23 protein-coding genes and 1 tRNA gene are annotated in these 25,280 nt (G+C 33.8%); 6 read left to right on the forward strand and 18 right to left on the reverse strand.

Going from position 1 to position 25,280, the window contains the following annotated elements; all coding sequences use genetic code 11:
- The 6 genes from C0512_RS07875 to xrtF form a co-directional block, all read right to left on the reverse strand.
- Nucleotides 1-1,369 (reverse strand): carboxypeptidase-like regulatory domain-containing protein (locus tag C0512_RS07875; protein WP_290860270.1); only part of this gene is annotated, 1,369 nt, incomplete at its 3' end.
- 61 nt (nt 1,370-1,430) lie between these two features.
- A complete protein-coding gene (locus tag C0512_RS07880) occupies nt 1,431-1,847 on the reverse strand; it encodes a hypothetical protein (RefSeq protein WP_290860272.1) in 417 nt (138 codons plus the stop codon).
- Between the two features lie 55 nt (nt 1,848-1,902).
- Nucleotides 1,903-3,258, reverse strand: coding sequence for an MBL fold metallo-hydrolase (locus tag C0512_RS07885; protein ID WP_290860274.1), 1,356 nt, complete (start codon nt 3,256-3,258; stop codon nt 1,903-1,905).
- A 2-nt stretch (nt 3,259-3,260) separates the two neighbouring features.
- On the reverse strand, nt 3,261-4,094 hold the full coding sequence (locus C0512_RS07890) for an ATP cone domain-containing protein (protein WP_290860276.1): 834 nt from the start codon (nt 4,092-4,094) through the stop codon (nt 3,261-3,263).
- A gap of 39 nt (nt 4,095-4,133) precedes the next feature.
- Entirely contained in the window at nt 4,134-4,577 is a 444-nt protein-coding gene (locus C0512_RS07895; RefSeq protein ID WP_290860278.1) for an exosortase F system-associated protein, read from the reverse strand.
- Nucleotides 4,558-5,109 (reverse strand): exosortase family protein XrtF, encoded by a 552-nt coding sequence (gene xrtF, locus C0512_RS07900; RefSeq protein ID WP_290860280.1) that lies wholly within the window; start codon nt 5,107-5,109, stop codon nt 4,558-4,560. The genes C0512_RS07895 and xrtF overlap by 20 nt, the downstream gene beginning before the upstream one ends.
- 71 nt (nt 5,110-5,180) lie before the next feature.
- On the opposite strand from xrtF, the gene C0512_RS07905 reads away from it, so the two are divergent.
- From C0512_RS07905 to rpe, 6 genes are all read left to right on the forward strand, one after another.
- Nucleotides 5,181-5,636 carry a GAF domain-containing protein gene (locus C0512_RS07905; RefSeq protein WP_290860282.1) on the forward strand — a complete coding sequence of 152 codons (456 nt, stop codon included), beginning with the start codon at nt 5,181-5,183 and terminating at the stop codon, nt 5,634-5,636.
- Nucleotides 5,637-5,730: 94 nt separating this feature from the next.
- Nucleotides 5,731-6,000, forward strand: a complete 270-nt coding sequence (gene rpsO, locus C0512_RS07910; RefSeq protein WP_026711936.1) for a 30S ribosomal protein S15 — start codon at nt 5,731-5,733, stop codon at nt 5,998-6,000.
- A gap of 140 nt (nt 6,001-6,140) precedes the next feature.
- Entirely contained in the window at nt 6,141-8,300 is a 2,160-nt protein-coding gene (locus C0512_RS07915) for a polyribonucleotide nucleotidyltransferase (protein WP_290860285.1), read from the forward strand.
- A 139-nt stretch (nt 8,301-8,439) separates the two neighbouring features.
- Nucleotides 8,440-10,857, forward strand: a complete 2,418-nt coding sequence (locus C0512_RS07920; protein ID WP_290860287.1) for a TonB-dependent receptor — start codon at nt 8,440-8,442, stop codon at nt 10,855-10,857.
- A gap of 77 nt (nt 10,858-10,934) precedes the next feature.
- A complete protein-coding gene (locus C0512_RS07925) occupies nt 10,935-11,798 on the forward strand; it encodes a sigma-70 family RNA polymerase sigma factor (protein ID WP_007804760.1) in 864 nt (287 codons plus the stop codon).
- Between the two features lie 237 nt (nt 11,799-12,035).
- Nucleotides 12,036-12,695, forward strand: a complete 660-nt coding sequence (gene rpe / locus C0512_RS07930) for a ribulose-phosphate 3-epimerase (protein ID WP_290860343.1) — start codon at nt 12,036-12,038, stop codon at nt 12,693-12,695.
- Between the two features lie 21 nt (nt 12,696-12,716).
- Here the strand turns inward: rpe and C0512_RS07935 are convergent, their stop codons facing one another.
- The 12 genes from C0512_RS07935 to mraY form a co-directional block, all read right to left on the reverse strand.
- Entirely contained in the window at nt 12,717-13,136 is a 420-nt protein-coding gene (locus C0512_RS07935; protein WP_290860345.1) for a CBS domain-containing protein, read from the reverse strand.
- Between the two features lie 106 nt (nt 13,137-13,242).
- Nucleotides 13,243-14,022, reverse strand: a complete 780-nt coding sequence (locus C0512_RS07940; RefSeq protein ID WP_290860347.1) for a zinc-dependent peptidase — start codon at nt 14,020-14,022, stop codon at nt 13,243-13,245.
- Nucleotides 14,023-14,124: 102 nt separating this feature from the next.
- A tRNA-Arg gene (locus tag C0512_RS07945) sits at nt 14,125-14,198 on the reverse strand.
- Nucleotides 14,199-14,239: 41 nt separating this feature from the next.
- The gene (locus tag C0512_RS07950; RefSeq protein WP_290860349.1) at nt 14,240-14,689 is read right to left on the reverse strand and encodes a GatB/YqeY domain-containing protein; all 450 of its coding nucleotides are present in this window, start codon (nt 14,687-14,689) and stop codon (nt 14,240-14,242) included.
- Nucleotides 14,690-14,835: 146 nt separating this feature from the next.
- Nucleotides 14,836-16,758 carry a cell division protein FtsZ gene (gene ftsZ, locus C0512_RS07955; protein ID WP_290860351.1) on the reverse strand — a complete coding sequence of 641 codons (1,923 nt, stop codon included), beginning with the start codon at nt 16,756-16,758 and terminating at the stop codon, nt 14,836-14,838.
- A gap of 53 nt (nt 16,759-16,811) precedes the next feature.
- Nucleotides 16,812-18,173, reverse strand: a complete 1,362-nt coding sequence (gene ftsA, locus C0512_RS07960) for a cell division protein FtsA (protein WP_290860353.1) — start codon at nt 18,171-18,173, stop codon at nt 16,812-16,814.
- A 6-nt stretch (nt 18,174-18,179) separates the two neighbouring features.
- Nucleotides 18,180-18,905, reverse strand: coding sequence for a cell division protein FtsQ (locus C0512_RS07965; RefSeq protein WP_290860355.1), 726 nt, complete (start codon nt 18,903-18,905; stop codon nt 18,180-18,182).
- Complete coding sequence (gene murC, locus C0512_RS07970; protein WP_290860358.1) at nt 18,889-20,241, reverse strand: UDP-N-acetylmuramate--L-alanine ligase; 1,353 nt, start codon at nt 20,239-20,241, stop codon at nt 18,889-18,891. Before murC ends, C0512_RS07965 begins: the two co-directional genes overlap by 17 nt.
- Before the next feature lie 26 nt (nt 20,242-20,267).
- Nucleotides 20,268-21,362 (reverse strand): undecaprenyldiphospho-muramoylpentapeptide beta-N-acetylglucosaminyltransferase, encoded by a 1,095-nt coding sequence (murG, locus tag C0512_RS07975; protein ID WP_290860359.1) that lies wholly within the window; start codon nt 21,360-21,362, stop codon nt 20,268-20,270.
- A gap of 43 nt (nt 21,363-21,405) precedes the next feature.
- Entirely contained in the window at nt 21,406-22,695 is a 1,290-nt protein-coding gene (locus C0512_RS07980) for an FtsW/RodA/SpoVE family cell cycle protein (RefSeq protein ID WP_290860361.1), read from the reverse strand.
- A gap of 16 nt (nt 22,696-22,711) precedes the next feature.
- Complete coding sequence (murD, locus tag C0512_RS07985; RefSeq protein WP_290860363.1) at nt 22,712-24,043, reverse strand: UDP-N-acetylmuramoyl-L-alanine--D-glutamate ligase; 1,332 nt, start codon at nt 24,041-24,043, stop codon at nt 22,712-22,714.
- Between the two features lies 1 nt (nt 24,044).
- Nucleotides 24,045-25,274: a phospho-N-acetylmuramoyl-pentapeptide-transferase gene (mraY, locus tag C0512_RS07990; RefSeq protein WP_290860365.1), complete on the reverse strand. Its 1,230-nt coding sequence runs from the start codon at nt 25,272-25,274 to the stop codon at nt 24,045-24,047.
- Between the last annotated feature and the right edge of the window lie 6 nt (nt 25,275-25,280).

The raw sequence follows: 25,280 nt of genomic DNA on the forward strand, positions 1-25,280 counted from the left end.
TTCTTCCTCCCAAAACATAACTCCATTTATCCGTATCATCGAATGTATATTCAAAAAAAGCACCAACAGAATCGTCTATTCTACTAAAATCTGAAACATTTACAAATTCGTTATAATTATCATAGGTGAAGTTCAAACCCGTTGCAAATTTATGTAAAGTGTTACTAAAAATTGAATTGTAAATCAAATTCGAATAGAAACTATTTTGTTTGATATTATATTGATTCAATCCAAAATAAGACTCTTGGTTATGGTAATTAAAAGCATTTTGAAAACCGATACTTTTCCATGGTGTATCCGGAAAAACAAACCCTAATTTGGCTGAGGCATCTAACTTTTCAGTACTAATTTCAGATCCCCAAAAATTGGTTGTTCCTTTATCTCTATCCGGCTCAAAATCAACTTGACCGGTTTGTTTATCGTCTTTCATATAGCGAAGATTGATAAAACTCACCCAACCTTTTTCCAAATCTGTATATTGCCAACGATTGATGGCATTGATTTGTTTTCCAAGCGGGTTATCCAAAAAACCATCGTCGTTCATGTCATTTTTGGAAACTCTGGTATTGCCGTGCAGAAACAAACTTGTTGCCCACTTATCATTAATTTTTGTATTGAAATGGGTATTCAACTCAAATCTTGAATCAGTCGAACCATAAGCATTCAAAAAGAATGGAATATCATCGGCAGGTTTTAATAATTCATAATTAATTTGACCTGAAATACTTTCGTAACCGTTCACAACTGAACCGGCTCCTTTGGTAATTTGAATACTTTCCACCCAAGTTCCGGGAATAAAAGAAAGTCCGTAAGCTTGTGATGCCCCACGAATAGACGGAATGTTTTCTTCCGTCATTAAAATATAAGGGCTGGTTAACCCCAACATTTTAATTTGTTTACTACCGGATACTGCATCAGAAAAGTTAACATCGATTGACGGATTTGTTTCAAAACTTTCAGACAAATTACAACATGCCGCCTTTAACAATTCCTTGCCTGTCATGGTTTGCATGTTTGAAGTAACCCGATAACTTTTTTGAAGTGATTTTCTAACATTCGTTACAGTCACTTCATCTAAAGAACTATCGAACTCCATTTTTTGAGTTATCGTTTTAGATTTCAAAATAGTTAATGTAACCGTTTTAAATCCAACATAACTAATGACTAAAACAGTGTGTTCGCCTGTGAAAGGAATAGAGAACTTTCCTTGTTCATCCGATATGACGCCTATTTCGGTATTCTGCCAGTAAATATTAGCTCCGGGAAGCGGTTGATTATTATCGTATATTATTTTACCGGTTACTTTTTCTTGAGAAAATGAAATAAAAGAAACCAATAAAAAAACATATCCTATAAATTGTTTTTGCATAAAAATGATTTAAAATTAAACAAGAAGTTTTCACTAACTAGTGAAATGATGTTTAATTAAATCAGGCGTAAAAAAGGAATTGTGAATGTAATTGGTAGAGTGGAGGTGCATTTGCATCACAATAATATGTCAAACATTGTGCTGAAATTTTAATCGGTTCATTCCAAAAAATAGGTAGTTCAACAATAGGTAGTATTGAAAAATAATCAAAATCAAAACTGAAATGTGAAATTATACTGTCATCTAAATCAGCTTGAATGATTTCATCAGAACAACAACCTTTATGGTCATCCGATGACTTAGCACAACATGTTTTTTGCTCTTTTTCAACTGTTCCTTCACAGGGTTCTTCTATGCTAAAAACAGATGACACAGAAGCAATTTCATCACCACAATGATGCACATTAAAAGCCAATCCCGTAGTAGAAACCAAGAGATAAAAAGCGAGCAAAACACTTGTGTACTTTTTGAAAGTCATGGGACAAAAGTACATTTTTTTAGTTCAATATTTTTACAAAATGCTGTTAAATATACTACAATTCAATAGCTTGCCCTAAAAGAGGAACAGTGCAATTGTATCCATATCTTTCCGTAATTTTTAATCGCAATGCGTCTGCTGCCTCATTTTCACCATGTACTAAAAATATTTTTGCAGGCTTTTTTCCTAATTTATTAAGCCAACTAAGCAAATCATTCTGGTCGCCATGTGCAGAAAGTCCTTCCACTAAAGTTACCTGTGCTTCCACGGGATAATATTTTCCATAGAATTTAATTTCTTTAGCTCCTTCTAATAGTTTTCTACCACGAGTTCCTTCCGCTTGATAGCCAACGAGCATGACCGTGTTTTCTGGTTTATCAATATATCTTTCTAAATAAGATAAAACTCTTCCTCCGGTTATCATTCCGCTGGCCGCAATTACAACTTTTGGTTTTTTATCATAAATTGCACTGATTGAATCTTCAAAATCAGTTATCATCGAGAACATTCTACACATTTCTTCGCATTCATGCGGTGCCAACTTATGCCATTGATGATTATCATTAAACACATCCAATACTTTTATTCCCATCGGTGTATCAATAATATAAGGAATGTCGGGAATTCTGTTTTGTTTTTTCAATTGCCACAGTAGAAACATCAAGGTTTGTGCCCGTTCAACAGCAAAACTGGGAATAATAACATTCCCACCTCTATCAATCGTTTGGTTGATGATCAATTCTAAATCAAATAGCACATCATTAGTTGGATGAATTCGATTGCCATAGGTACTTTCTAAAAAAACATAATCCGCAGTAGTTGGTTTTTCCGGTGGATACATCAATACATCATCGTCTTGCCCAACATCACCGGAGAACACTAATTCTTTGCCATCAATATGTAATGAAATTGAACAAGCTCCTATAATATGCCCAGCCTGAAAAAATTTAAAATAACAATTCCCTGTGAGTTCAATTTCAATATCTTTTTCTACTGCTCTAAAAAAAGGAATCACATTTTCAGCTTCAGCAACTGTGTATAGTGGCTCTGCCGGTTCGTGTTTAGAATAATGTTCTTGGTTTGCTTTGGATGCCTCTTCCTCTTGAATTTTAGCACTGTCTAATAAAATAAGCTTAGCTATCTGCTTAGTAGGACTTGTACAAAATATTTTACCCAGAAAACCTTCTTTTACTAACCTAGGTAACCATCCACAGTGATCTAAATGACCATGTGTGAGCAATACAAAATCAATACTGGAAGCATCAACCGCTAAGGGTTCCCAATTGAGTTCTCGCAAAGCTTTTAATCCTTGAAACATGCCACAATCAATCAGAATTCGTAGTTCGTTGTGCTCAACAAGTGTTTTTGAACCGGTTACTGTTCCTGCACCTCCTAAAAATTGAATTTTCATGGTTATTTTATTAAATTACACAATTGATTTGCTTCTAGCAATACGTTTTTAACCCGGCTTGGACTTAACTCAATTTTAGAAAGCCAATCAGCATGTTGAATTAAATCGAGGGCGGTAATTATATCTTGAACTAATAATTTATCTTTTTCAGCCATTGTTAGTGTTGTTAAACAAGTCACAGGATAAATTTTGTTTAAATCAATTTTGTTTTTTAAGCTGTTTCCTTTCGGATAATCCCAACTTAACAAACTCAGCTTTGAACAACCAGCAAATTTCACAGCTTCATCTGTAAATCGATTATTGGTAGTTATCCAACAATTTTGGATGGAATAATTGCTTTTAAAAAGTTGAAAATCTCTATCTTTTAAATCATTAAATCGGGATAAAATATACATCGGAACTTTCACATCCGTTTTAGCATCTTGACTTCCATGAAATTTACATTCAACCATGGAAACACAATTTTCTTTTTTAAGTAATACATCAACTTCATGTGATACACAATTTCCTTCCAAAATGAGATTAGTTTGGGTTTGATATCCTTCACATTCAAAAACTTTAGCTATAAATTTTTCGAAGAAAAAACCTGCCGGTCCTAACGACTGAATAGCCGTTCTTAGATTATACCGAGCAGCATGAACGTTAGAAAATTTTTTTAACAGTTGAAATGCTAATTTGTAGATTTTTTTAGTTGGAATACCTTCGTATAATTCTCTTTCAATTTCATGAATTACCTGAAATACCGCTTCTTCACTTGCTCCCGATTTTCGTAACGAATGAATTAATTTATCCTTGTCAAAGTTGACAATTTCACCTGAAAATTTAGTGACTTTCATACCCGACTCTTTAGTCTTATAAAGGTACGAAAAATTGAGCTATGATTGTTTTTTCTGAAAATAAAATGCCGGAATAAAGAGCACCAAGAACAAAGGTTGAATTAGAAATCTTCTAACATAAAAAAGTAAAAAATTACTTTGCTCATCGAAAAAAGATAGGACACCAAAAAAGAGAAAAATTAAAATAATGAAGAAAAAAAAGTATAAAAATGCAGCAAATTTTGTAAGCTGAAAATCCTTAAACAAAAGAAAAATGATTGCCAATGAAAAGAACGTATTGAAAAAATACCTTGAAATCAAATTTAACAATAATAAAAAAGTGTCATATTCAGGAAAAGGTAAATTAAGATAATCATTTTTGAAATAAACTAAAAAAGGATCATAAAAAAGTTGGGTTTCATATAATCTAATAAATATCAAGGCAACTAAACAGAAACCTACTAACGAATAGACAATCCAATTATTAGTTTGCTTTAGTTGCATAAATTGAAAATTTATTAACCAAAACTATCCATAAAACGAAAACAACACCATATATAATAAGCGGAAAAATGACACCATGAATCAAATGTTCATATGCCGGAAATTTATACAAGGCGATTGAAATTAATGCAATTCGAATAATATTCAATACATAAATCAGCATTGAACCGAGTAACACAAAAAACAACGTTTGCTTTATTTTTCCTTTAAAGGCAATTACAAAAGCAATAAATAAAATAATGACACTAATTGCATTACATCCTTCAACTACCCGAGCCACATATTTTTCTTTGACAAAAAACTTAACAGAACTTTGCTCAAGATTATCCGCAATTTCTGAATGATAACCAAAAAATGTAGTTGTTTGTTGTGATTGACGGGCAACAATTTTAGTTATTGCATCCACTTCAAACTGAGTTGTGTCGTATTTATTAAGGTAAATTTGATACAAAAAAGTAAGAATGGCATAGCTTAAAAAGAATTTAAGCAGAAAAATCAAAAAAGGTTTATACTGTACAAGGTATTTTTTCAACACTTTATTTTTAACAAAAATATAGAATTTTGAGCAGTTGTGATGTTTTACCTTTGTAAAAAAATAATACCATGACCTTAGATGCCCTAAAACCTAAAATTACTGAAATTATCATTCAATTTGATATTTCCACCGATGAAAAACTGGCAAATATTTGTAAATTACTTCATGATGAAGTTGATTATTACAATTGGGTTGGATTTTATTTTGCCAACCATGAAACACAAACCCTGCATTTAGGACCTTATGTTGGTGCTGAAACAGACCATACCGTTATTCCTTTTGGAAAAGGTATCTGTGGACAGGTAGCCGTTTCAAATCAAAATTTTGTTGTGCCGGATGTTTCCGCTCAAGACAATTATATTGCCTGCAGCTTTACAGTTAAGTCTGAAATTGTTGTTCCACTTTTTGTTAATGGAAAAAACATAGGACAAATTGACATCGACAGTCATGTTTTAAATCCGTTCAGTGAAACTGACGAACGCTTTTTAGAATTTGTGAATGAAGAAGTTGCAAAGTTGTTTTAGAAAAAACTTGTACTTTTAAAAAATAAAATTACCTTTGCAACCGAATTAGGAAAACCCTGATTCATACATAATAATCATTTAATATAATATTGGAATGTATTTAACTAAAGAAACAAAAGCTGAAATCTTCGCTAAACACGGAGGAAAAGCTGAAAACACAGGTTCTGCTGAGGGACAAATTGCATTGTTCACTTTCAGAATTTCACACTTAACAGAGCACTTGAAAAAAAATCGTCACGATTACAATACCGAGCGTTCGTTAGTATTATTGGTAGGTAAAAGAAGAAGTCTTTTAGATTACTTAAAGAAAAAAGATATCAACAGATATCGTGAGATTATTAAAGAATTGAATATTAGAAAATAATCAATAGGAAAGAGGTGCGAAAGTGCCTCTTTTTGTTTTATAGATTTTGACAGAAAAAAGTTTGGTTTTTCATTGGGTTACACAACAACTACACACAACAACACAACGAAACCTAGTATTAATACCAAATTAGAATTTTTATGATTCCAAATGTAACAAAAGAGGTTATCGATTTAGGAGATGGTAGAACCATTTCTATCGAAACCGGAAAATTAGCGAAGCAAGCAGATGGTTCTGTGGTGGTTCGTTTAGGCGATTGTATGCTTTTAGCAACAGCCGTTTCTGCCAGAACAGCAAACCCAGCAGTAGATTTTTTACCATTAACGGTAGATTATCGTGAAAAATTTGCCGCAGCTGGACGATTCCCGGGTGGTTTTTTCAAAAGAGAAGCACGTCCAAGTGATAGTGAAGTACTAACCATGCGTTTAGTTGACCGTGTTTTACGTCCACTTTTCCCGGATGATTATCATGCTGAAACGCAAGTGATGATTCAATTAATGAGTCATGATGAAAATGTGATGCCGGATGCATTAGCAGGTTTAGCCGCTTCTGCAGCCTTAGCCGTTTCAGACATTCCATTTTACAACTTAATTTCAGAAGTACGTGTAGCACGTGTAGATGGAAAATTCGTTATAAATCCAAGTAGAACACAATTAGAGTTATCCGACATTGACATGATGATTGGAGCTTCTTTGGATTCAGTTGCCATGGTTGAAGGTGAAATGAAAGAAATTTCAGAAGCCGAAATGGTAGAAGCCATTAAATTTGCTCACGAGGCCATTAAAGTTCAAATTCACGCTCAATTGCGTTTACAGGAAGCTTTTGGCAAAAAAGAAATCCGTACTTACGAAGGTGAGAAAGAAGACGAAGCCGTATATGCTAAAGTAAAAGCCTTTGCTTATGATAAATGTTATGCTATTGCTAAAGAAGGAACAGCAAAACATGAAAGAACAGCTCAATTTGCAGCCGTAAAAGAAGAAGCAAAAGCATTATTTACTGAAGAAGAATATGCTGAAAATGCTGACTTAGCAGGTTTAGTTGGGAAATATTTCTACAAAACCAATAAAGAAGCTGTTCGTAACGTAATCCTTGAATTAGGAATTCGTTTAGACGGAAGAAAAACAACTGAAATCAGACCTATTTGGTGTGAAACAGATTATTTACCTTCGGTACACGGTTCTTCTTTATTTACACGTGGAGAGACTCAAGCTTTAGCAACAGTAACTCTAGGAACTTCAAGAGAAGCCAATCAAATTGACTCACCTAGCGAGCAAGGCGAAGAAAAATTCTATTTACATTATAACTTCCCTCCTTTTTCTACTGGTGAAGCAAAACCTTTAAGAGGAACTTCAAGAAGAGAAGTGGGTCATGGAAATTTGGCACAACGTGCTTTGAAAAACATGATTCCGGCTGATTGTCCTTATACTATCCGTATTGTTTCAGAAGTGTTAGAATCAAATGGTTCTTCTTCAATGGCAACCGTTTGTGCAGGAACAATGGCTTTAATGGATGCAGGTGTTCAAATGGTAAAACCAGTTTCCGGAATTGCAATGGGCTTAATCACTGATGGCCAAAAATTTGCAGTTCTTTCAGATATATTAGGTGACGAAGATCACTTAGGCGATATGGACTTTAAAGTTACCGGAACAAAAGACGGAATCACTGCTTGTCAAATGGATATCAAAATTGACGGTTTACGTTATGATATTATGGAACAAGCTTTAGGCCAAGCACGTGATGGTCGTATGCATATTTTAGGTAAAATTACCGAAACCATTGCTACACCAAGAGCTGATGTTAAGAAACATGCTCCAAAAATCATTATGCGTACTATTCCGGGAGCATTTATTGGTGCTTTGATTGGACCTGGTGGAAAAGTTATTCAAGAATTACAAAAAGCCACCGGCTGTACTATCGTTATCAATGAAGTAGACGAACAAGGTGTGGTAGAAATTCTTGGAACTGATCCGGATGGAATTGCAGCTGTATTAGCTAAAATTGATTCGATTATTTTCAAACCAACTATGGGTGAATCTTACGAAGTGAAAGTAATTAAATTATTAGATTTTGGTGCAGTGGTAGAATATACTTCAGCTCCTGGAAATGAAGTCTTACTTCACGTATCTGAATTAGCTTGGGAACGTACAGAAAATGTAACTGATGTTGTTAAAATGGGTGATGTTTTTGAAGTGAAATATTTAGGAATAGATCCAAAAACAAGAAAAGAAAAAGTGTCAAGAAAAGCACTTTTGCCTAGACCTCCAAGAGAAGAAAATAAAATTGTTCCGAAAAAGGATTAATTTTTTCTGCTATATTAATTAACCCGATTCAAAAACTGAATCGGGTTTTTTTATGATTTAATTTGTAATTTATCTACTACAAAGCATTGTGGTCTTAACATTTATGTTATATTTGCAGTAAAGCGATTCAAAAATAAGTATGAGATTTTCAATTTCGAGAATTTTTATCATAATTAATCTATTATTTTTAACAACTGTTTCCGGTCAGGAGTTTTCTGTTTCCGGTATCTTAGTCGATGAAAATAAAGTTGGTATTGAATCTTCAGAAGTTATCCTTTTAAAAGATGGAAACATCATCACTTCAACTTTAACTGATTCCAAAGGAACTTTTAATTTAAAAAGCACAAAAGGAACCTATTCACTTCGTTTTTATTTTGTAGGCTCAGTCATTTATCAAACGGACTTTATTTTAGACAAAAATATTTCCTTGGGAGCATTGACATCCTTTGATAATACCAACCAATTAAAAGAAGTAGAAGTCACCTCCAAGAAAAAAATTATTGAAAATAAAGTCGACCGCACGGTTTTTAATGTTGAAAATAGTGTTCGGGCTTCCGGAAGTGACGGGCTAGAATTATTAAAAAGCACGCCGGGTGTAGCTGTTTCAGCAAACTCTATTGGCATTGTTGGAAAAAGTACCGTAAGTGTAATGATTGACGAAAGAATTATCAATCTGAGCGGAGATGAATTAAATAATTATTTGCGTAGTATCAATTCAGATAACATCAAAAGTATCGAAGTGATTACAACACCTCCGGCAAAATATGATGCACAGGGAAATAGTGGATTAATCAATATCAAATTAAAGAAAATTCAAGAAAATTCCTGGTCCAGCACTATACGAGCCAATTATATTCAAACCACTTATCCTTCCGTTTCAGCTGGAATCAACTTTATTTATAACAAAAATAACGTGAGCTTTTTTACCGATTTTGCGAAAAGAGAAGGTAATGACAAAATAGTGGAAAACACAGATACTTACTATGAAAGCGAAACGTGGAATGGTGAAACAAAACGAAAAGACAAAGCTGACATTTACAGAGGAATAATAGGCCTTGATTATAAATTATCTGATAATGCTAAAATAGGGGCAAAATATGTTGGATTGTTTGACAAACCTGATGTGACTGACAGTAATTCGTCAAAAGTTTTTGACAAAGTTACCGGTAATTTGATTTCAACTTACGAAACAACCGGCTACAATGACTCTGAAAACAAAAACAACTCCATTAATACTTATTACATCCAAAAACTTGACACTTTAGGGAAACAATTCACCGTTGATTTAGATTATTTCAATTATAATGACACTAAAATCAGAAACTTTACTACACAAAACTTCAGTCCTACCAATAATCCATTAGGTCCGGCCACCAAAGCTCAAAATACCGGCATTCAAGATATTGAAAATTATAGTGCGAAATTTGATTTTGATTTACCTACAAAATGGGCTACTTATGGCTTTGGTGGAAAATTAAGCTGGGTAAAAAACAAAAGTGACATTAGCTACTATGACTTATCCACTGGAGTTCCCTTCCTGGATATCAGTCAAACTAATATCTTTGATTATAACGAAGATACGCAAGCTGCCTATGTCAATTTTTCCAAAACACTTAGTTCAAAATGGCAAACTCAACTTGGCCTACGTTATGAAAATACACAAGTTGTCGGAATTACTACTTCTCCGGATGTGACACAAAATCAAGAAAACAGTTTTGACTACAACAAACTATTTCCATCAGCATACCTTTTGTACACTCCAAATGAAAATAACAGTTTATCAATAAATTACAGCAAAAGAATTGATCGGCCTATATTTTGGGATTTAAATCCGTTTAAATGGTATTTAAGTTCTTTTATAATTGTTGAAGGAAACCCTTATTTACAACCTTCCTTTGCAGATAATTTTGAACTAAATTACAGTTATAAAGAAAATTTAACCTTCAAAATTTATTATTCAACCACAACAAACGGGAATCTTCAAATTCCATTCATTGATTTAAACACAGACCCACAAACTGTTCGTTATCAAAGAGGCAACTTTTATGATAAAGATCAATATGGAGCGACCATAACCTATTTATACAATGCTTTCGAATGGTGGGAAAGTTCCAATACAATAAATGGAAACTACAACAATACTACTTTTACACGTGAACTTCCAACTGAGGCTCAAAATGGATTCTTGTATGTAATATACTCCAATAATACTTTCACCTTGAATAAAAAGAAATCGTTTATGGCTGAGTTAAATTATGAATACCACAGTCCGAGAAAAGATTTATATTATGAAGCCACACAGTATTCAAAATTAGATGCAGGCTTGCGTTATTCCATCAAGGAAAAAGGCTGGAGTTTCATTTTATTAGGAACCGATATTTTCAGAACCTACATGGCCTATATTTCTACTGAAGTAAACAACACACCACAAAGACGATCCCTTTATATGGATGAACGAATGCTACGGGTAGGAATTACTTATAAATTTGGAAATAAAAAACTCTCTGCAAACCAACGGGAATCAGGGAATGAAGAAGTTCAAGGACGTCTGAAATAATTTTTTATTATTATTTTGTAACTTTTTGTAACTATGTTTCGTATAATTACTTGAACCTATTATTCAAATAGAATTAAATGAGACAACTCAAAATCACAAAGCAGGTAACGAATCGTGAAACTGCATCCCTTGACAAATACTTACAAGAAATTGGAAAAGTTGATTTAATTACAGCCGACGAAGAGGTTGAATTAGCACAACGTATCAAAGCAGGTGACCAACGAGCCTTAGAAAAATTAACTAAAGCAAACTTACGTTTCGTTGTATCGGTTGCTAAACAATACCAAAACCAAGGATTAACCTTGCCGGATTTAATAAACGAAGGAAATTTAGGGCTTATTAAAGCAGCTCAACGTTTTGATGAAACACGTGGATTTAAATTCATTTCCTATGCCGTTTGGTGGATTCGTCAATCGATTTTACAAGCTTTGGCAGAACAATCCCGTATTGTACGTTTACCGTTGAACAAGATTGGTTCTATCAATAAAATCAACAAAATGTATGCTTTATTGGAGCAATCAAATGAGCGTCCGCCATCTGCAGAGGAAATTGCAAAAGAGTTAGACATGACTGTAAATGATGTAAAAGAGAGCATGAAAAACTCGGGCCGTCATTTATCCATGGATGCTCCTTTAGTTGAAGGCGAAGATTCTAATTTGTATGACGTTTTACGTTCAGGAGAATCGCCAAATCCGGATAGAGAATTGATTCACGAATCGCTTCGTACAGAAATTGAACGTTCGTTAGAAACCTTGACACCAAGAGAAGCAGACGTAGTCCGTTTATATTTTGGATTAGGAGATCAACATCCGATGACTTTAGAAGAAATTGGCGAAACATTTGATTTAACGCGTGAACGTGTTCGTCAAATTAAAGAAAAAGCTATTCGCAGATTAAAACATACTTCCAGAAGTAAAATATTAAAAACATACCTTGGTTAATCTGTTTAACCTATAAAAAGTAACAACAGTTAATAACTGTTCGTTTTTTGATTGATAATTGAAACTCCGGCTGATTACCGGAGTTTTGCTTTTTTAGGGCAAGCAAAACCCACGGTCAGTTCGCTACGCTCGGGTTTCCGGAGTTTTGCTTTTTTGTGGGAAACAAAACTTTTAATCCTTTAAACTTTTAAACTTTTAAACTAAAATCTATCTTTGCAACCAACAACACAACTCAAAATGAAAAACACGCTTATTGCCCCTTCTATATTAGCAGCTGATTTTGCCAATTTACAACGCGATATTGAAATGATTAATCAAAGTGAAGCTGATTGGTTTCATATTGACATCATGGATGGTGTTTTTGTTCCCAATATTTCTTTTGGAATGCCTGTTTTAGAAGCCATTACCAAACACGCAAAAAAAACTATTGATGTCCATCTGATGATTATTGATCCCGACAGGTACATCAAAACCTTTGCTCAATTAGGCTCAACTAACTTAACGGTACATTATGAAGCTTGCACTCATTTACACAGAACCCTACAAGCCATCAAAGCAGAAGGCATGAAAGCCGGTGTTGCTTTAAATCCACACACTCCGGTTAGCTTATTAGAAGATATTATTAAAGATATTGATTTAGTTTGTTTGATGAGTGTAAATCCGGGATTTGGCGGACAATCATTTATAGAGCATACCTACACTAAAGTAAAGCAGCTAAAAGAAATTATTTTACGCAATAACGCTTCAACTCTAATTGAAATTGATGGTGGTGTTACCAATAAAAATGCACAACAATTGGCAGAAGTCGGTGCTGATGTTTTAGTAGCCGGCAATTATGTATTTAAAGCCCAAAATCCAATTGAAACAATTAAAGATTTAAAGAAGATTACACAGTAATTTTCCGGGCGTTTATTTTTCTTAATATTGGTCGATTAAATATTTGATAATATCCGTTGTAGTTACAATACCAACTAATAATTTCCCCTCAACTACAGGAAGTGCATGAAATTCATTCGTTGCTAATATTTCAGCCACTTGTTTAATTGTTGTATCAGGACTTACAGTGACTAATTTTTTAGCCATCACCTGTTCAACGGTAAACATATTATAAACCGTTACATCAACTACTTCATCCTCGTCATCAACAGCATCTACAAACGAAATACGAAGCAAATCAGTATAGCTTAGCATTCCAATAATTTTGTTGCTATCTACAACCGGAATGTGACGGATATGATGTTTTTTGAATAGCATTTCAGCCTTTGTCAAATCGTCTGAAAGATTTAACTTAATCACATTTTTGGACATTATTGTCGATACAGGAACTTGCTTTTTCATTTCAATAACTTTTAATATATTGAAACAAATTTCACCTCTTTTTAGCTATAATAAGATGACGACTATCAGTAAATAATTGAATTTATTTTAGTATATTATGGGGTAGCTAAAAATTTATCATTTTTCTTACTTTTTGAAACAATTCCGGAAATTCAATTTCAAATTGTTCAGGAGTTTCAAAAAAATGTTCTAGCAAAACGGCTATAAACTCAAAAGAATTCGTGTAAGCATAAATTCTAAAATAATTGGAGGCAATTAGTTTTGTCCGAATTTCCGGTTTAGCAGTATAAGAAATGATTTGTTTATAAGTTTCAGCAAAAATTAAGGCACTAACATCCGAAGATTTCAACCCGTGAAGATGATAAGCATGAGCAAATTCATGCAAGCCTAAATTTAAATTATCGTTATCATATTCATAACCTGCTAGAAAATCTTCCCATGAAAACACAATAGCTTTCATTCTTGGGTTAAATTCACCTTTGTGCCATACATCATTTACCGTAGAATAATATGATTCGGGGTAAATAATAATTTTATCGAATACCTTAACCAGATAATTTCTCATCCCAAAAGATAATTTAATGGCAGTAGCCGCTATTAAAATTTTCATTTCAGTTGATATTTCAATACCTTCTTTTGGGATAAATTGATAGTTCTGTATAAAAGTAGCAACACGATGGTCAAAATATTTTTTCTTTCGAGGAGATAAATTTGAATAATAGTGAAAATTAGAATTCAATATTTCAAGCTCAAAAGGTTTTAATTTTTTTGGAATAGGATAAAAATGAATAAACAACGGTTTTCCATAAAAATAGACATAGACAGGTTCTATTGCTTTTCCAACAAAAACACCAAAAAAAACAGACAGAAGAATAAAAGGATTCAATACTTATATTTTATTTTTAAATATAGATAAAAACTACTTCTTATCCGTAATTTCAAGATGAAAATAAAAAAAACACCCAAAAATTATTTGGGTGTTTCAAGGTGACCTCGGAGGGGTTCGAACCCCCAACCATCAGAGCCGAAATCTGATATTCTATCCAGTTGAACTACGAGGCCAATGATTGCATTTTTGAAGTGCGAATCTACAATAAAATATATTATGCTAAAAGTTTTTTTACTACTGTTGATATCGTTTTACCATCAGCACTACCTCCTAATTGTTTTGACGCTATTCCCATTAACTGCCCCATAGAGGCCATTCCTGAAAATCCATTTTCTGCAATGATTTGAGCAACTGCAACTTCAACTTCATTTTCGCTTAATTGTTTTGGCAAAAACTTTTCGATTACAGCAGACTGAAGTAATTCCGGTTCTGCTAAATCTTGTCTTCCTTGTTGAACATAAATTGCCGCACTGTCTTTACGTTGTTTTACTAAACGCTGTAATAGTTTTATTTCATCTTCCTGTGCTAATTCATCTTTTGCTCCACCTTCAGTTAAAGCTAACAAAATAGCTGATTTAACAGCTCTTAACGACTCTAAAGCGATTGTGTCTTTTGCTCGCATCGCATTTTTAATTTCCTCGTTTATTTGGCTTTGTAAACTCATAGTAGTTGTTTTTTTATATAACTATTTATAAAAAGAAATCCTTAATCCTTTATCTTAGATTCTTGTTTTAATGGATTGCAAAGATAAAAAAATAACCCGAAAATTAGATTCTAATTTCCGGGTTAAATCATGCTTGTTTGAGTTAGTTAATCCACATTGTCATGAAGAAATGAATTGTTAGAACGCAACTGAGTATCGTCGTTACTATCTGTTCCCAAAGACATCCTGGATTGATTATTTAAAGGTGCATTTGTTGGTAAATCTACACCCATTCTTTTGTATGCCGGTACTTTTTCCATTTCATCTAAACGAGATGAATTGGTATGGAATTTATAATTAAATTCTTTTAGTTTTTTTCTTCTATCATCCGCACGCATTTTTAATGTTTCTTCGATGGTCATTTCCGTTGGATTTATTTCATCAAAGGAAGGAGAAAAAGCAATAGGAGTCTCCACTTTTTTTACGGTAATATTCATTTCTTCATTTACCGGTTCCTCAACAACATTAACCACCGGTTTTGAGTTCAGAAGTTCTGCTTCAACTTCCATGTATTCTTCTAACGAATACCGAATTACACCGGTTTCATTTACTTCAGTCATTGGGATGACTTGCATAGGTTCATTTACAATAATTTCGTTTGTGGCTGTAGGATTGAGGTCAAAAAGGATGGTTTTTTCAGATTCTATAGGTTGATTGATTCCTAAATCAAACGAAAGTGTCACTTGTTCTTTTTCAACAATTACAAACTCAGGATCTTTCACTATAATTTCGCGAACTTCCGGTGTTGTTGCAAACAATTGATTTTCTGTAAAAGGAGCTACAATTTCATAGGTTATTTCAATGTTCTTGATTAACTCAGAAGTAGGAATCAAGTCGGATACCATTTTTGGTTCTACGACTTCCATTTCATCAATTAATTCAAAAACTATTTTATCTTCAATATTACTAGAAGGTGTTTCTTTTTCAATCACAAAATCTAAAATTGGCGAAACCACTTTTTGTGATAAATCAATCGTGTTGGTTTGGTTTTCTTCTAAAGAATGTATAATTTTTTTAGGCTCAGCATTCACGATTTCTTTTTGCTGTTCCACATTAAAACCCGTTGCAATGATTGTTACAGCGATAGAATCTCCTAAAGATTCATCTTCACCAACCCCCATTATAATATTTGCATTGTGTCCGGCTTCAGCTTGAATATGATCATTAATCTCCCCTATCTCGTCAATTGTAATTTCAGAAGAGCCGGAAACGATAAGCAACAATACGTTTTTAGCCCCCGTAATTTTATTATCATTCAACAAAGGAGAATCTAATGCAGAAACAATAGCGTCTTTAGCTCTGTTTTCTCCTTCAGCAGTTGCAGAACCCATTATTGCTGTTCCACTGTTAGACAGAACCGTTTTAGCATCTTTCAAGTCAATATTTTGTGTATAGTGGTGCGTAATCACCTCAGCTATACCACGAGAAGCAGTCGCTAAAACTTCATCCGCTTTAGAGAATCCGGCTTTAAAGCCAAGATTTCCATACACTTCTCTCAATTTATTATTATTGATAACGATAAGTGAATCAACTTGTTTTCTTAAACGCTCCACTCCTGACATGGCTTGTTCTGAACGAACTTTACCTTCAAATTGAAATGGAATAGTTACAATACCAACCGTTAAAATATCTTTTTCTTTAGCCATTTGAGCAATTACCGGAGCAGCTCCTGTACCTGTTCCACCACCCATTCCTGCCGTGATGAAAATCATTTTGGTATTGCTATCCAATAATTTATCAATGTCTTCCATGCTTTCTAAGGCAGATTGTTGTCCTACCTCAGGATTAGCTCCGGCCCCTAATCCTTCTGTCAGGTTTACACCCAATTGAATTTTATTTGGCACAGGACTATTTTGAAGAGCTTGTGAGTCGGTATTACAAACTACAAAATCTACTCCTTTAATCCCTTGTTTAAACATGTGGTTAATGGCATTACTCCCGCCACCACCTACACCAATTACTTTAATTACATTTGATTGGTTTTTAGGTAAATCAAATGAAATACTTCCAAAATCTGAGTTGCTTATCATACTACTTGGTTTTTCTAATTCATTTATTTTTAAAACTTTACAGAACTTAGGTTCTATTCTGCATTGTCTAAAAATTCTTTAATCTTTTCTACATATTTATCAAAGAAAGAACGTCTGATTTTATTCTCGGTACTTTCATTTTTTTGCTCCGTTGCTTTTGGGGCTTCGGCAATGGGCTCGACTTTAGGTTCTTCTATTTTAGCTTCTTTGTCTTTAGATTGCTCCATTTCAGACATTAAAACAGCACTTTTTGTATTATTATTAATGCTATTCATCATTAATCCAACTGCAGTAGCATATAATGGACTAGACATTTCTTCATCGGAATTTCCGGCTAAATGTTCATTTGGATAACCAATTCGGGTATCCATTCCGGTAATGTATTCTACTAATTGTTTGATATGCTTCAATTGTGCTCCACCTCCGGTCAATACGATTCCGGCAATCAATTTCTTTTTAGGATCATCGTGTCCGTATGATTTAATTTCATCAAAAACCTGTTCAATAATTTCTACCACGCGGGCATTAATTATTTTAGAAAGATTTTTAAGCGAAATCTCTTTGGGTTCACGTCCTCTTAATCCGGGAATAGAAACAATTTCATTGTCTTTATTTTCACCAGGCCAAGCAGAGCCAAATTTCACTTTTAATAATTCTGCTTGTTTTTCAATAATTGAACAACCTTCTTTGATATCATCCGTAATTACATTTCCACCGAATGGAATTACAGCTGTGTGCCGAATTATGCCATCTTTAAAAATAGCTAAATCGGTTGTTCCACCGCCTATATCAATTAAAGCCACACCGGCTTCTTTTTCTTCTTGACTCAAAACAGCATCAGAAGAGGCTAGTGGTTCCAATGTTAAACCGGATAATTCAATTCCAGCACTTTGGATACATCTTCCAACATTTCTGATTGAAGCAGCATGACCAACAACTACGTGAAAACTGCTTTCTAATCGTCCACCATACATTCCGATAGGTTCTTTGATTTCAGACTGACCGTCAATTTTAAATTCTTGTGGTAAAACATGAATAATTTCTTCCCCGGGTAACATGGCCAATTTGTGCACTTGATTGATTAACTGCTCAATATCCTTCCCGCAAATTACCTCTTCCGGATTACTGCGACTGATATAATCACTATGTTGAATACTTCGAATGTGTTGACCAGCAATTCCAACTACAACATCTTTAATCATGTAGCCTGAATTTTCTTCTGCTTCCGCTACAGCGGTTTGAATAGATTGTATAGTTTGCGTAATATTATTGACAACTCCTCTGTGAACACCCAAACTTTTGGATTTTCCCACACCTAAGATTTCGAGTTTACCATACTCGTTTTTACGGCCAATCATGGCCACAATTTTTGTGGTACCAATGTCTAAACCTACTGCGATGTTTTCGTTTTTCATGTGTTTCTATTTTGTGCAAACTACCTGTTGCGTGAACTTCAGATTAATATTTTTGTAACTGTAAATCGAACTATCCAAAACTGCTTTTTGTAAAAATGCTTTATAATTTTTGAATTTTCGCTCCATGTTGATGGTTTTTCCAAATTCAATGTCATATTCAAAATTTCTATTTTTCATAATTAAGCTTCCACTCGGCATAATTTGTATCCCAATGATGTTTTTTTTCAAAAACTCATCGTTGTGGATTATTCGAAATAATTCGTCTAATTTTTTACTGTTATTTACATTTATTTCCCCTGAAACCAGCGGTACACGTGCCGTGTGAATACTTGACAATGGCATCTTAGTGCCCTTGTAGTCAATGTAGTAGGAATCATGACTTTCAAACACTCTGGCTACCGGTGTTTTTTGTTTAACAACAGCTTTTAAATTCCCATCAACACTCACAAAAACCTCTGCATTTTCAACCATTTCGTGTCGGTTGATGGCATTCTCCAAATTATTCAAATCTAAAGCAACTTTCTGTATACTGGAAGCATCTTTTTTATTTTCTATTAACAATTTATTAACCGTTTCGTGCGTAACAAAAAGTTGTTCCCCATCTAAAAATTCTACCGTTGCTTTTTGCAATTTCCGATTCTCATTTCTTTTTGACATGAAAGAATACAGGAAACAAACTACCAGTAAAATCAACAGCAAACGAATATTTGTCCAACTAAAATACTTTTTCATTCAATCGTTCTTTTAATGGTTTAACCAGTTCACCTATATCTCCTGCTCCGATAGTGACAATCACGGTAGCTGTACTTTTCAAAACCTCATCAATCAATTCATTTTTTAAGACTAATTTTTTATTGGAATTCTCAATCTTTGACAACAACCAAGCAGAAGTAATTCCTTCCATTGGTAATTCTCTTGCAGGATAAATATCCAACAAAATAACTTCATCAAAATACGAGAGACTTTTTGCAAAATCATCTGCAAAATCTTTCGTTCTACTGAACAAATGCGGCTGGAAAACAACTAACACTTTCTGTTGGGGATACAATTCTCTTACGGCTTGGTGAACCGCATTTATTTCAGTAGGATGATGAGCATAATCATCAATAAAAACCAATTTTTCTTGTTTAATCTGATAGGAAAATCTACGTTTAATTCCTTTGAATGTTCCCAAGGCTCTGACGATACTATTGGTTGGGGAACCATATGTTATAGCCATCGCCAAAGCCATGAGTGCATTCATTAAATTGTGTCTTCCCGGTAAATTGAATTGTATATTTTTAATCGTTTCTAATGGTGTTTTAACATCAAAAACATAAGCACTATTTTCTACTCTAATATTAAATGCTGTAAAATCTGCTTCTTCATTAATGGCAATTTTGATTCCTTCCAATGGTAAATTTTTAGGAATGAACAGCAGGTTTTTATCCTCCACTTTATTAGCAAATTCTACAAAAGTTGCTTCGATTGAAGCTTTATCACCATAAATATCTAAATGATCCGCATCCATCGAGGTAATACAAGCCATATCCGGATACAACTGTAAAAACGAACGATCAAATTCATCAGCTTCAACAACTGTGACTGTTTTTCCGTTCCCAATTAAGTTTGAATTATAATTTTCAACTATTCCACCTAAAAAAGCGGTTACGTCAACCCCTGATTCATAAAGAATATGTCCTAAAATACTGGAAGTAGTTGTTTTTCCATGTGTTCCGGCTACAGCAAAACAATAAGTATCTTTAGTAATTATTCCTAAAACTTCAGCTCTTTTCTTAATCGAATAATCGCGTTCAATAAAATAATTCCATTCAGAATGAGTAATGGGAATTGCCGGAGTGATAATAACCAACGTATTTTCAATATAAAAATCAGACGGAATCAAACCAATAGTATCTTCAAAATGAATCTGCATTCCTAACAATTGTAATTCTTTGGTTAACTCCGTTTCGGTCTTGTCATATCCGGCAACTTTTTTACCCAAATAATTAAAATAGCGAGCAAGGGCACTCATTCCGATGCCTCCGATTCCAATGAAATAAACGTTATGGATTTGATTTAGATTCATATATCTCACCCTAAAATTTTAGGATTTTATCTTTTAATTAATTTAATTATTTCGTTTACGATCTCTTTTGTTGCATCAGGCTTGGCTAATTTTTTTATTTGAGTCCCCAATTCATTTTGAAGTTTTTCATTTGAAATCAAATTAGAAAAAGTGGATTGAAATTTTTCATCTAATTCATATTCCTTTAAAAGAATTGCACCTTTTTTCTCGACTATAGCATTAGCATTTTTTGTTTGATGATCTTCTGCAACGTTTGGTGACGGAATAAAAATAACCGGCTTACCCACTAAACAAAGCTCTGAAACTGATGATGCTCCGGCTCTGGAAACAATCACATCTGCCGCTGCATAAACCAAATCCATTCTATCAATAAACGACACTACCTTTACATTTTTCTGTTCATTAAAATGACTATATTCTTCAAAATACAATTTGCCACATTGCCAAATTACCTGTATATTTTGACCTACTATAAAATTTAATTCTTTAGCGATAAGTTGATTAATTCTGCGGGCCCCTAAACTTCCTCCTAAAACTAATAACGTTTTTTTAGTGGCATCTAAAGCAAAATAAGTCAACGCATCAACTTTTTTGTTATCGATGGAAATCAAATCCTGACGAACCGGATTACCTGTCAATCTGATTTTATTCTTTGGAAAATATTTTTCTAAATTTTCATAAGCCACGCAAATAACAGAAGCTTTATTGCTCAACAATTTATTTGTTATTCCGGGAAACGAATTCTGTTCTTGAATGACCGTTGGAATTCCCATTCCGGAAGCTGCTTTTAACAATGGTCCTGAAGCAAAACCTCCGGTTCCAATTACCACATCCGGCTTAAACGATATCAAAATACTTCTTGACTTCAACAAACTATCGATGACTTTTACCGGAAACATTAAGTTTTGTAAAGTTAGTTTTCGTTGTAAACCAGCTATCCATAATCCTTTTATTGGATATCCGGATTGTGGCACTTTTTGCATTTCCATTTTATCTTTGGCTCCTACAAAAAGAATTTCACAATCAGGAAACTGAACTCTCAATTCATTTGCAATAGCAATGGCCGGGTAGATATGTCCACCGGTTCCGCCACCACTAACAATGAATTTTAAATTTGTCATTTCTTTTAATTACTGATATTCTAAAGCATAAAATTTCTTCGTTCTATTTCTTTTTCAATACTACATTCATTGGATTATCTTCAACAGAATAATCTTCAGAAATTGACTCTTCATCTTCTTTAATTTGTTTGTCTATCATTTTTTGAAGAGCAACTTCCCGCTTTGCCTTTTCTACATTTTCAGCAGCTATTTCTTCTTCCTTTTTGGTAACATTCAATATAATACCAACCGCTAAACAAGTTACCCAAATAGAACTACCGCCACTACTAATAAGTGGTAATGTTTGCCCTGTTGTTGGTAATAATTCAACCGCAACCCCCATGTTAATCAATGCCTGAAAAACAATTGGAAAGCCTAGTCCGACTACCACTAATTTTCCAAATAATGTATTGGCCTTATGGGCTGCTACAATAAACCGGAGAAATAACAACAAGTAAATCAACAAAATAGCTAAACCTCCAAACAAACCAAATTCTTCCACTATAATTGCATAAATAAAATCGGAGGAAGATTGTGGTAAAAAATTTTTCTGAACACTTTTACCCGGTCCTAATCCATAAAGACCGCCGGATGCGATAGCTGTTTTTGCCCGTTCAATTTGATAAACTTCATCTAAATCTGTAACATCATCTTTTACGAAACGTTCAATTCTAGCTTCCCAAGTATTTACACGTGTTGTCAATGGATTTGGAAATGCTTTTGCTATTAACACAAACAAGGTTAAGGCAACAAGACCAATTCCTAAAACAGTAGCAATATATTTTAAAGGATATTTACCTATAAAAACCAACATCAAAATCATTGCAAATATCAAAGCGGCAGTTGAAAAGTTAGCCGGCAAAATAAACATCAATGTAATGCCAACCGGTAGCCATAAATCAATAAAAGAGGATTTAAATGTAATGGGTTCTTCTCTTGTTTTAGACAAATAACGTGCTACAAAAATCATCAATACAATAAAAGCAAATGCTGAAGGCTGGAATGAAATTCCAACAAAAGGAACTTGAATCCAACGACTGGCATTTGCACCGGCTATTACCGTTCCCTTAAATAACGTGTAAGCCAAAAGCACCCAAATAAAGGGCAAAACTATACGGGATATACTTCTAAAATAATGATATGGAATTTTATGAACACGATAAATAATATAGAAACCGAGAGCTACATGAACCAAATGTTTTACTAAATAACTAACTGTATTTCCGGTTCCTTTTCCGGCATAAGCCAAATTACTGCTTGCACTAAAAACCGGCATAAAAGAAAACAGAGCCAATAGAGCAACCAGTGCCCAAATGACTTTATCTCCTCTTAAACTTTTGATTAATGAAAGCATACTTCTTTATCTAATTTTATAAATTTCTAACCGCTTGTTTAAATTGTCTTCCTCTGTCTTCGTAATTTTCAAATAAATCAAAACTGGCACAGGCCGGTGATAATAAGACGGTATCTCCTTTTTCAGTTAGATGTTGAGCTGTTCTTACAGCATCACTCATGGAAGAAACCTCTACCATCACATCAACTACATTTCCAAAAGCATCAATAATTTTTTTATTATCTACACCCAAACAGATAATCGCTTTCACTTTTTCACGAACCATTGACATCAATTCAGCATAATCATTCCCTTTATCAACTCCCCCTACAATCCATACGGTTGGTGTTGTCATACTATCTAAAGCAAAAAATGTTGCATTCACATTTGTTGCCTTGCTATCGTTGATATATTGCACATTTTGAATTTTCAATACACGTTCTAATCGGTGTTCAACTCCTTGAAAATTAGACAAACTTTCTCTAATGGTTTGCTTTCTGATTCGCATCAATTGAGCAACTGAAGTGGCAGCCATAGCATTTTTCATGTTGTGTTTCCCCTCCAAAGCCATAGTTTTGGTCTCCATTGTAAATTCTTCTTCGTTGATGTACATTTCCATAGTGTCGTTGTTTATAAATCCTCCTATTTCATACTTTTTTGTCAGTGAAAAAGGAATTAATTTTGCTTTTGTTTTGTTGTTTTGTAACCAATTATTAATTGCTTCATCGTCAGCATCATAAATCAAATAATCCTCTTCCGTTTGATTCATTGTAATTCTGAATTTAGAAGCAATATAATTTTCATATTTATAATCATATCGATCTAAATGATCTGGGCTGATGTTTGTTATTATTGCAATATGTGGCTTGTAATTGATAATTCCATCCAGTTGAAAACTACTTAATTCCAACACATACACATCAAAATCTTCATCAGCTACTTGCCAGGCAAAGCTTTTTCCAATATTTCCTGCTAATCCCACATTTAAACCTCCTGATTTTAGGAGATGGTAGGTAAGCATTGTCGTTGTTGTTTTCCCGTTACTTCCTGTAATTCCAATTGTTATAGCCTTGGTAAATTGAGATGCAAATTCAATTTCAGAAATTACTGGTATTTGTTTTTCATTTAATTTTTTTACTATTGCAACTTTGTCAGCAATTCCTGGGCTTTTCATTACTACATCGGCATTTAAAATCAAGTCTTCCGAATGTTTTTCGTCTTCCCAAGCAATATCATTTAAAACCAGAACTTCTTTGTAATTTTCTTTAATCTTTCCAAAGTCAGACAGAAAAACATCATATCCTTTTTTCTTTCCTAAAATGGCGGTTCCTACCCCACTTTCTCCTCCACCTAAAACAACTAATCGCATACTATCGTAGTTTTAAGGTTACAATGGATAGAATGGCTAACAATATTCCCACAATCCAAAAACGGGTTACAATCTTACTTTCATGGTATCCTTTTTTCTGATAATGATGATGTAACGGTGACATCAGAAATATTCTTTTTCCTTCACCAAATTTCTTCTTGGTATACTTAAAATAACTGACTTGTAAAACCACTGATAAATTTTCTGCTAAGAAGATTCCGCAGATTACGGGAATTAAAAGCTCTTTTCGAATAGCGATTGCTATTACAGCAATAATTCCACCGATGGTTAAACTTCCGGTATCACCCATAAAAACTGCTGCCGGATAACTGTTATACCACAAAAACCCGATGAGAGACCCCACAAAAGCAGAAATGAAAACTGTCATTTCACCCGAATTTGGGATATACATAATATTCAGGTAATTAGAGAAAATAATATTTCCGGAAACGAATGTAAAAATCCCTAAAGTGAGCACAGAAATAGCGGAAGTCCCGGCTGCTAGGCCATCAATTCCATCCGTTAAATTAGCTCCGTTTGAAACTGCTGTGATTATAAAAATGACGATAGGTATAAAAATTAACCATGCCCAAGTTTCATATCCATCACCTAAAAAAGACAACATATCTGCATAATCAAATTCATTATTTTTAAAAAACGGGATAGTTGTGGCCGTTGATTTTTCTTCTAAAGGGACTGCAGAAACAACTGTTTCAGTAGTTTTTTGCAATATATTAGTTCGTTGTGTGTCTTTTCGAACGGTCACACCGGGATGAAAATAAAGCACAGATCCAACTATTAATCCTAATCCCACTTGGCCTATTACTTTAAACCTTCCTTTTAAACCTTCCTTGTCTTTTTTGAAAATTTTGATATAATCATCTATGAAACCAATTGTTCCCATCCACAACGTGGTCACAACCAGTAAAACAATATAAATATTATCTAATTTAGCAAGTAAAAATACCGGAACTAAAGTGGCCAAAATGATGATTAATCCACCCATTGTTGGTGTACCTGCTTTTTGCGTTTGGCCTTCTAAACCAAGTTCACGCACCGTTTCTCCAACTTGCTGGTTTCTTAAAAATTCAATGATTCTTTTACCGAAAATAGTTGACAATAAAAGAGACAATAAAACCGCCAATCCAGAACGAAATGTAATGTATTGAAACACTCCTGTTCCCGGAACGTCGAGTGATTTGTCTAAATAATCAAATAAATAATACAGCATATCGGT

Source organism: Flavobacterium sp., from assembly GCF_013822155.1.
In the GTDB taxonomy this organism is placed as follows: domain Bacteria; phylum Bacteroidota; class Bacteroidia; order Flavobacteriales; family Flavobacteriaceae; genus Flavobacterium.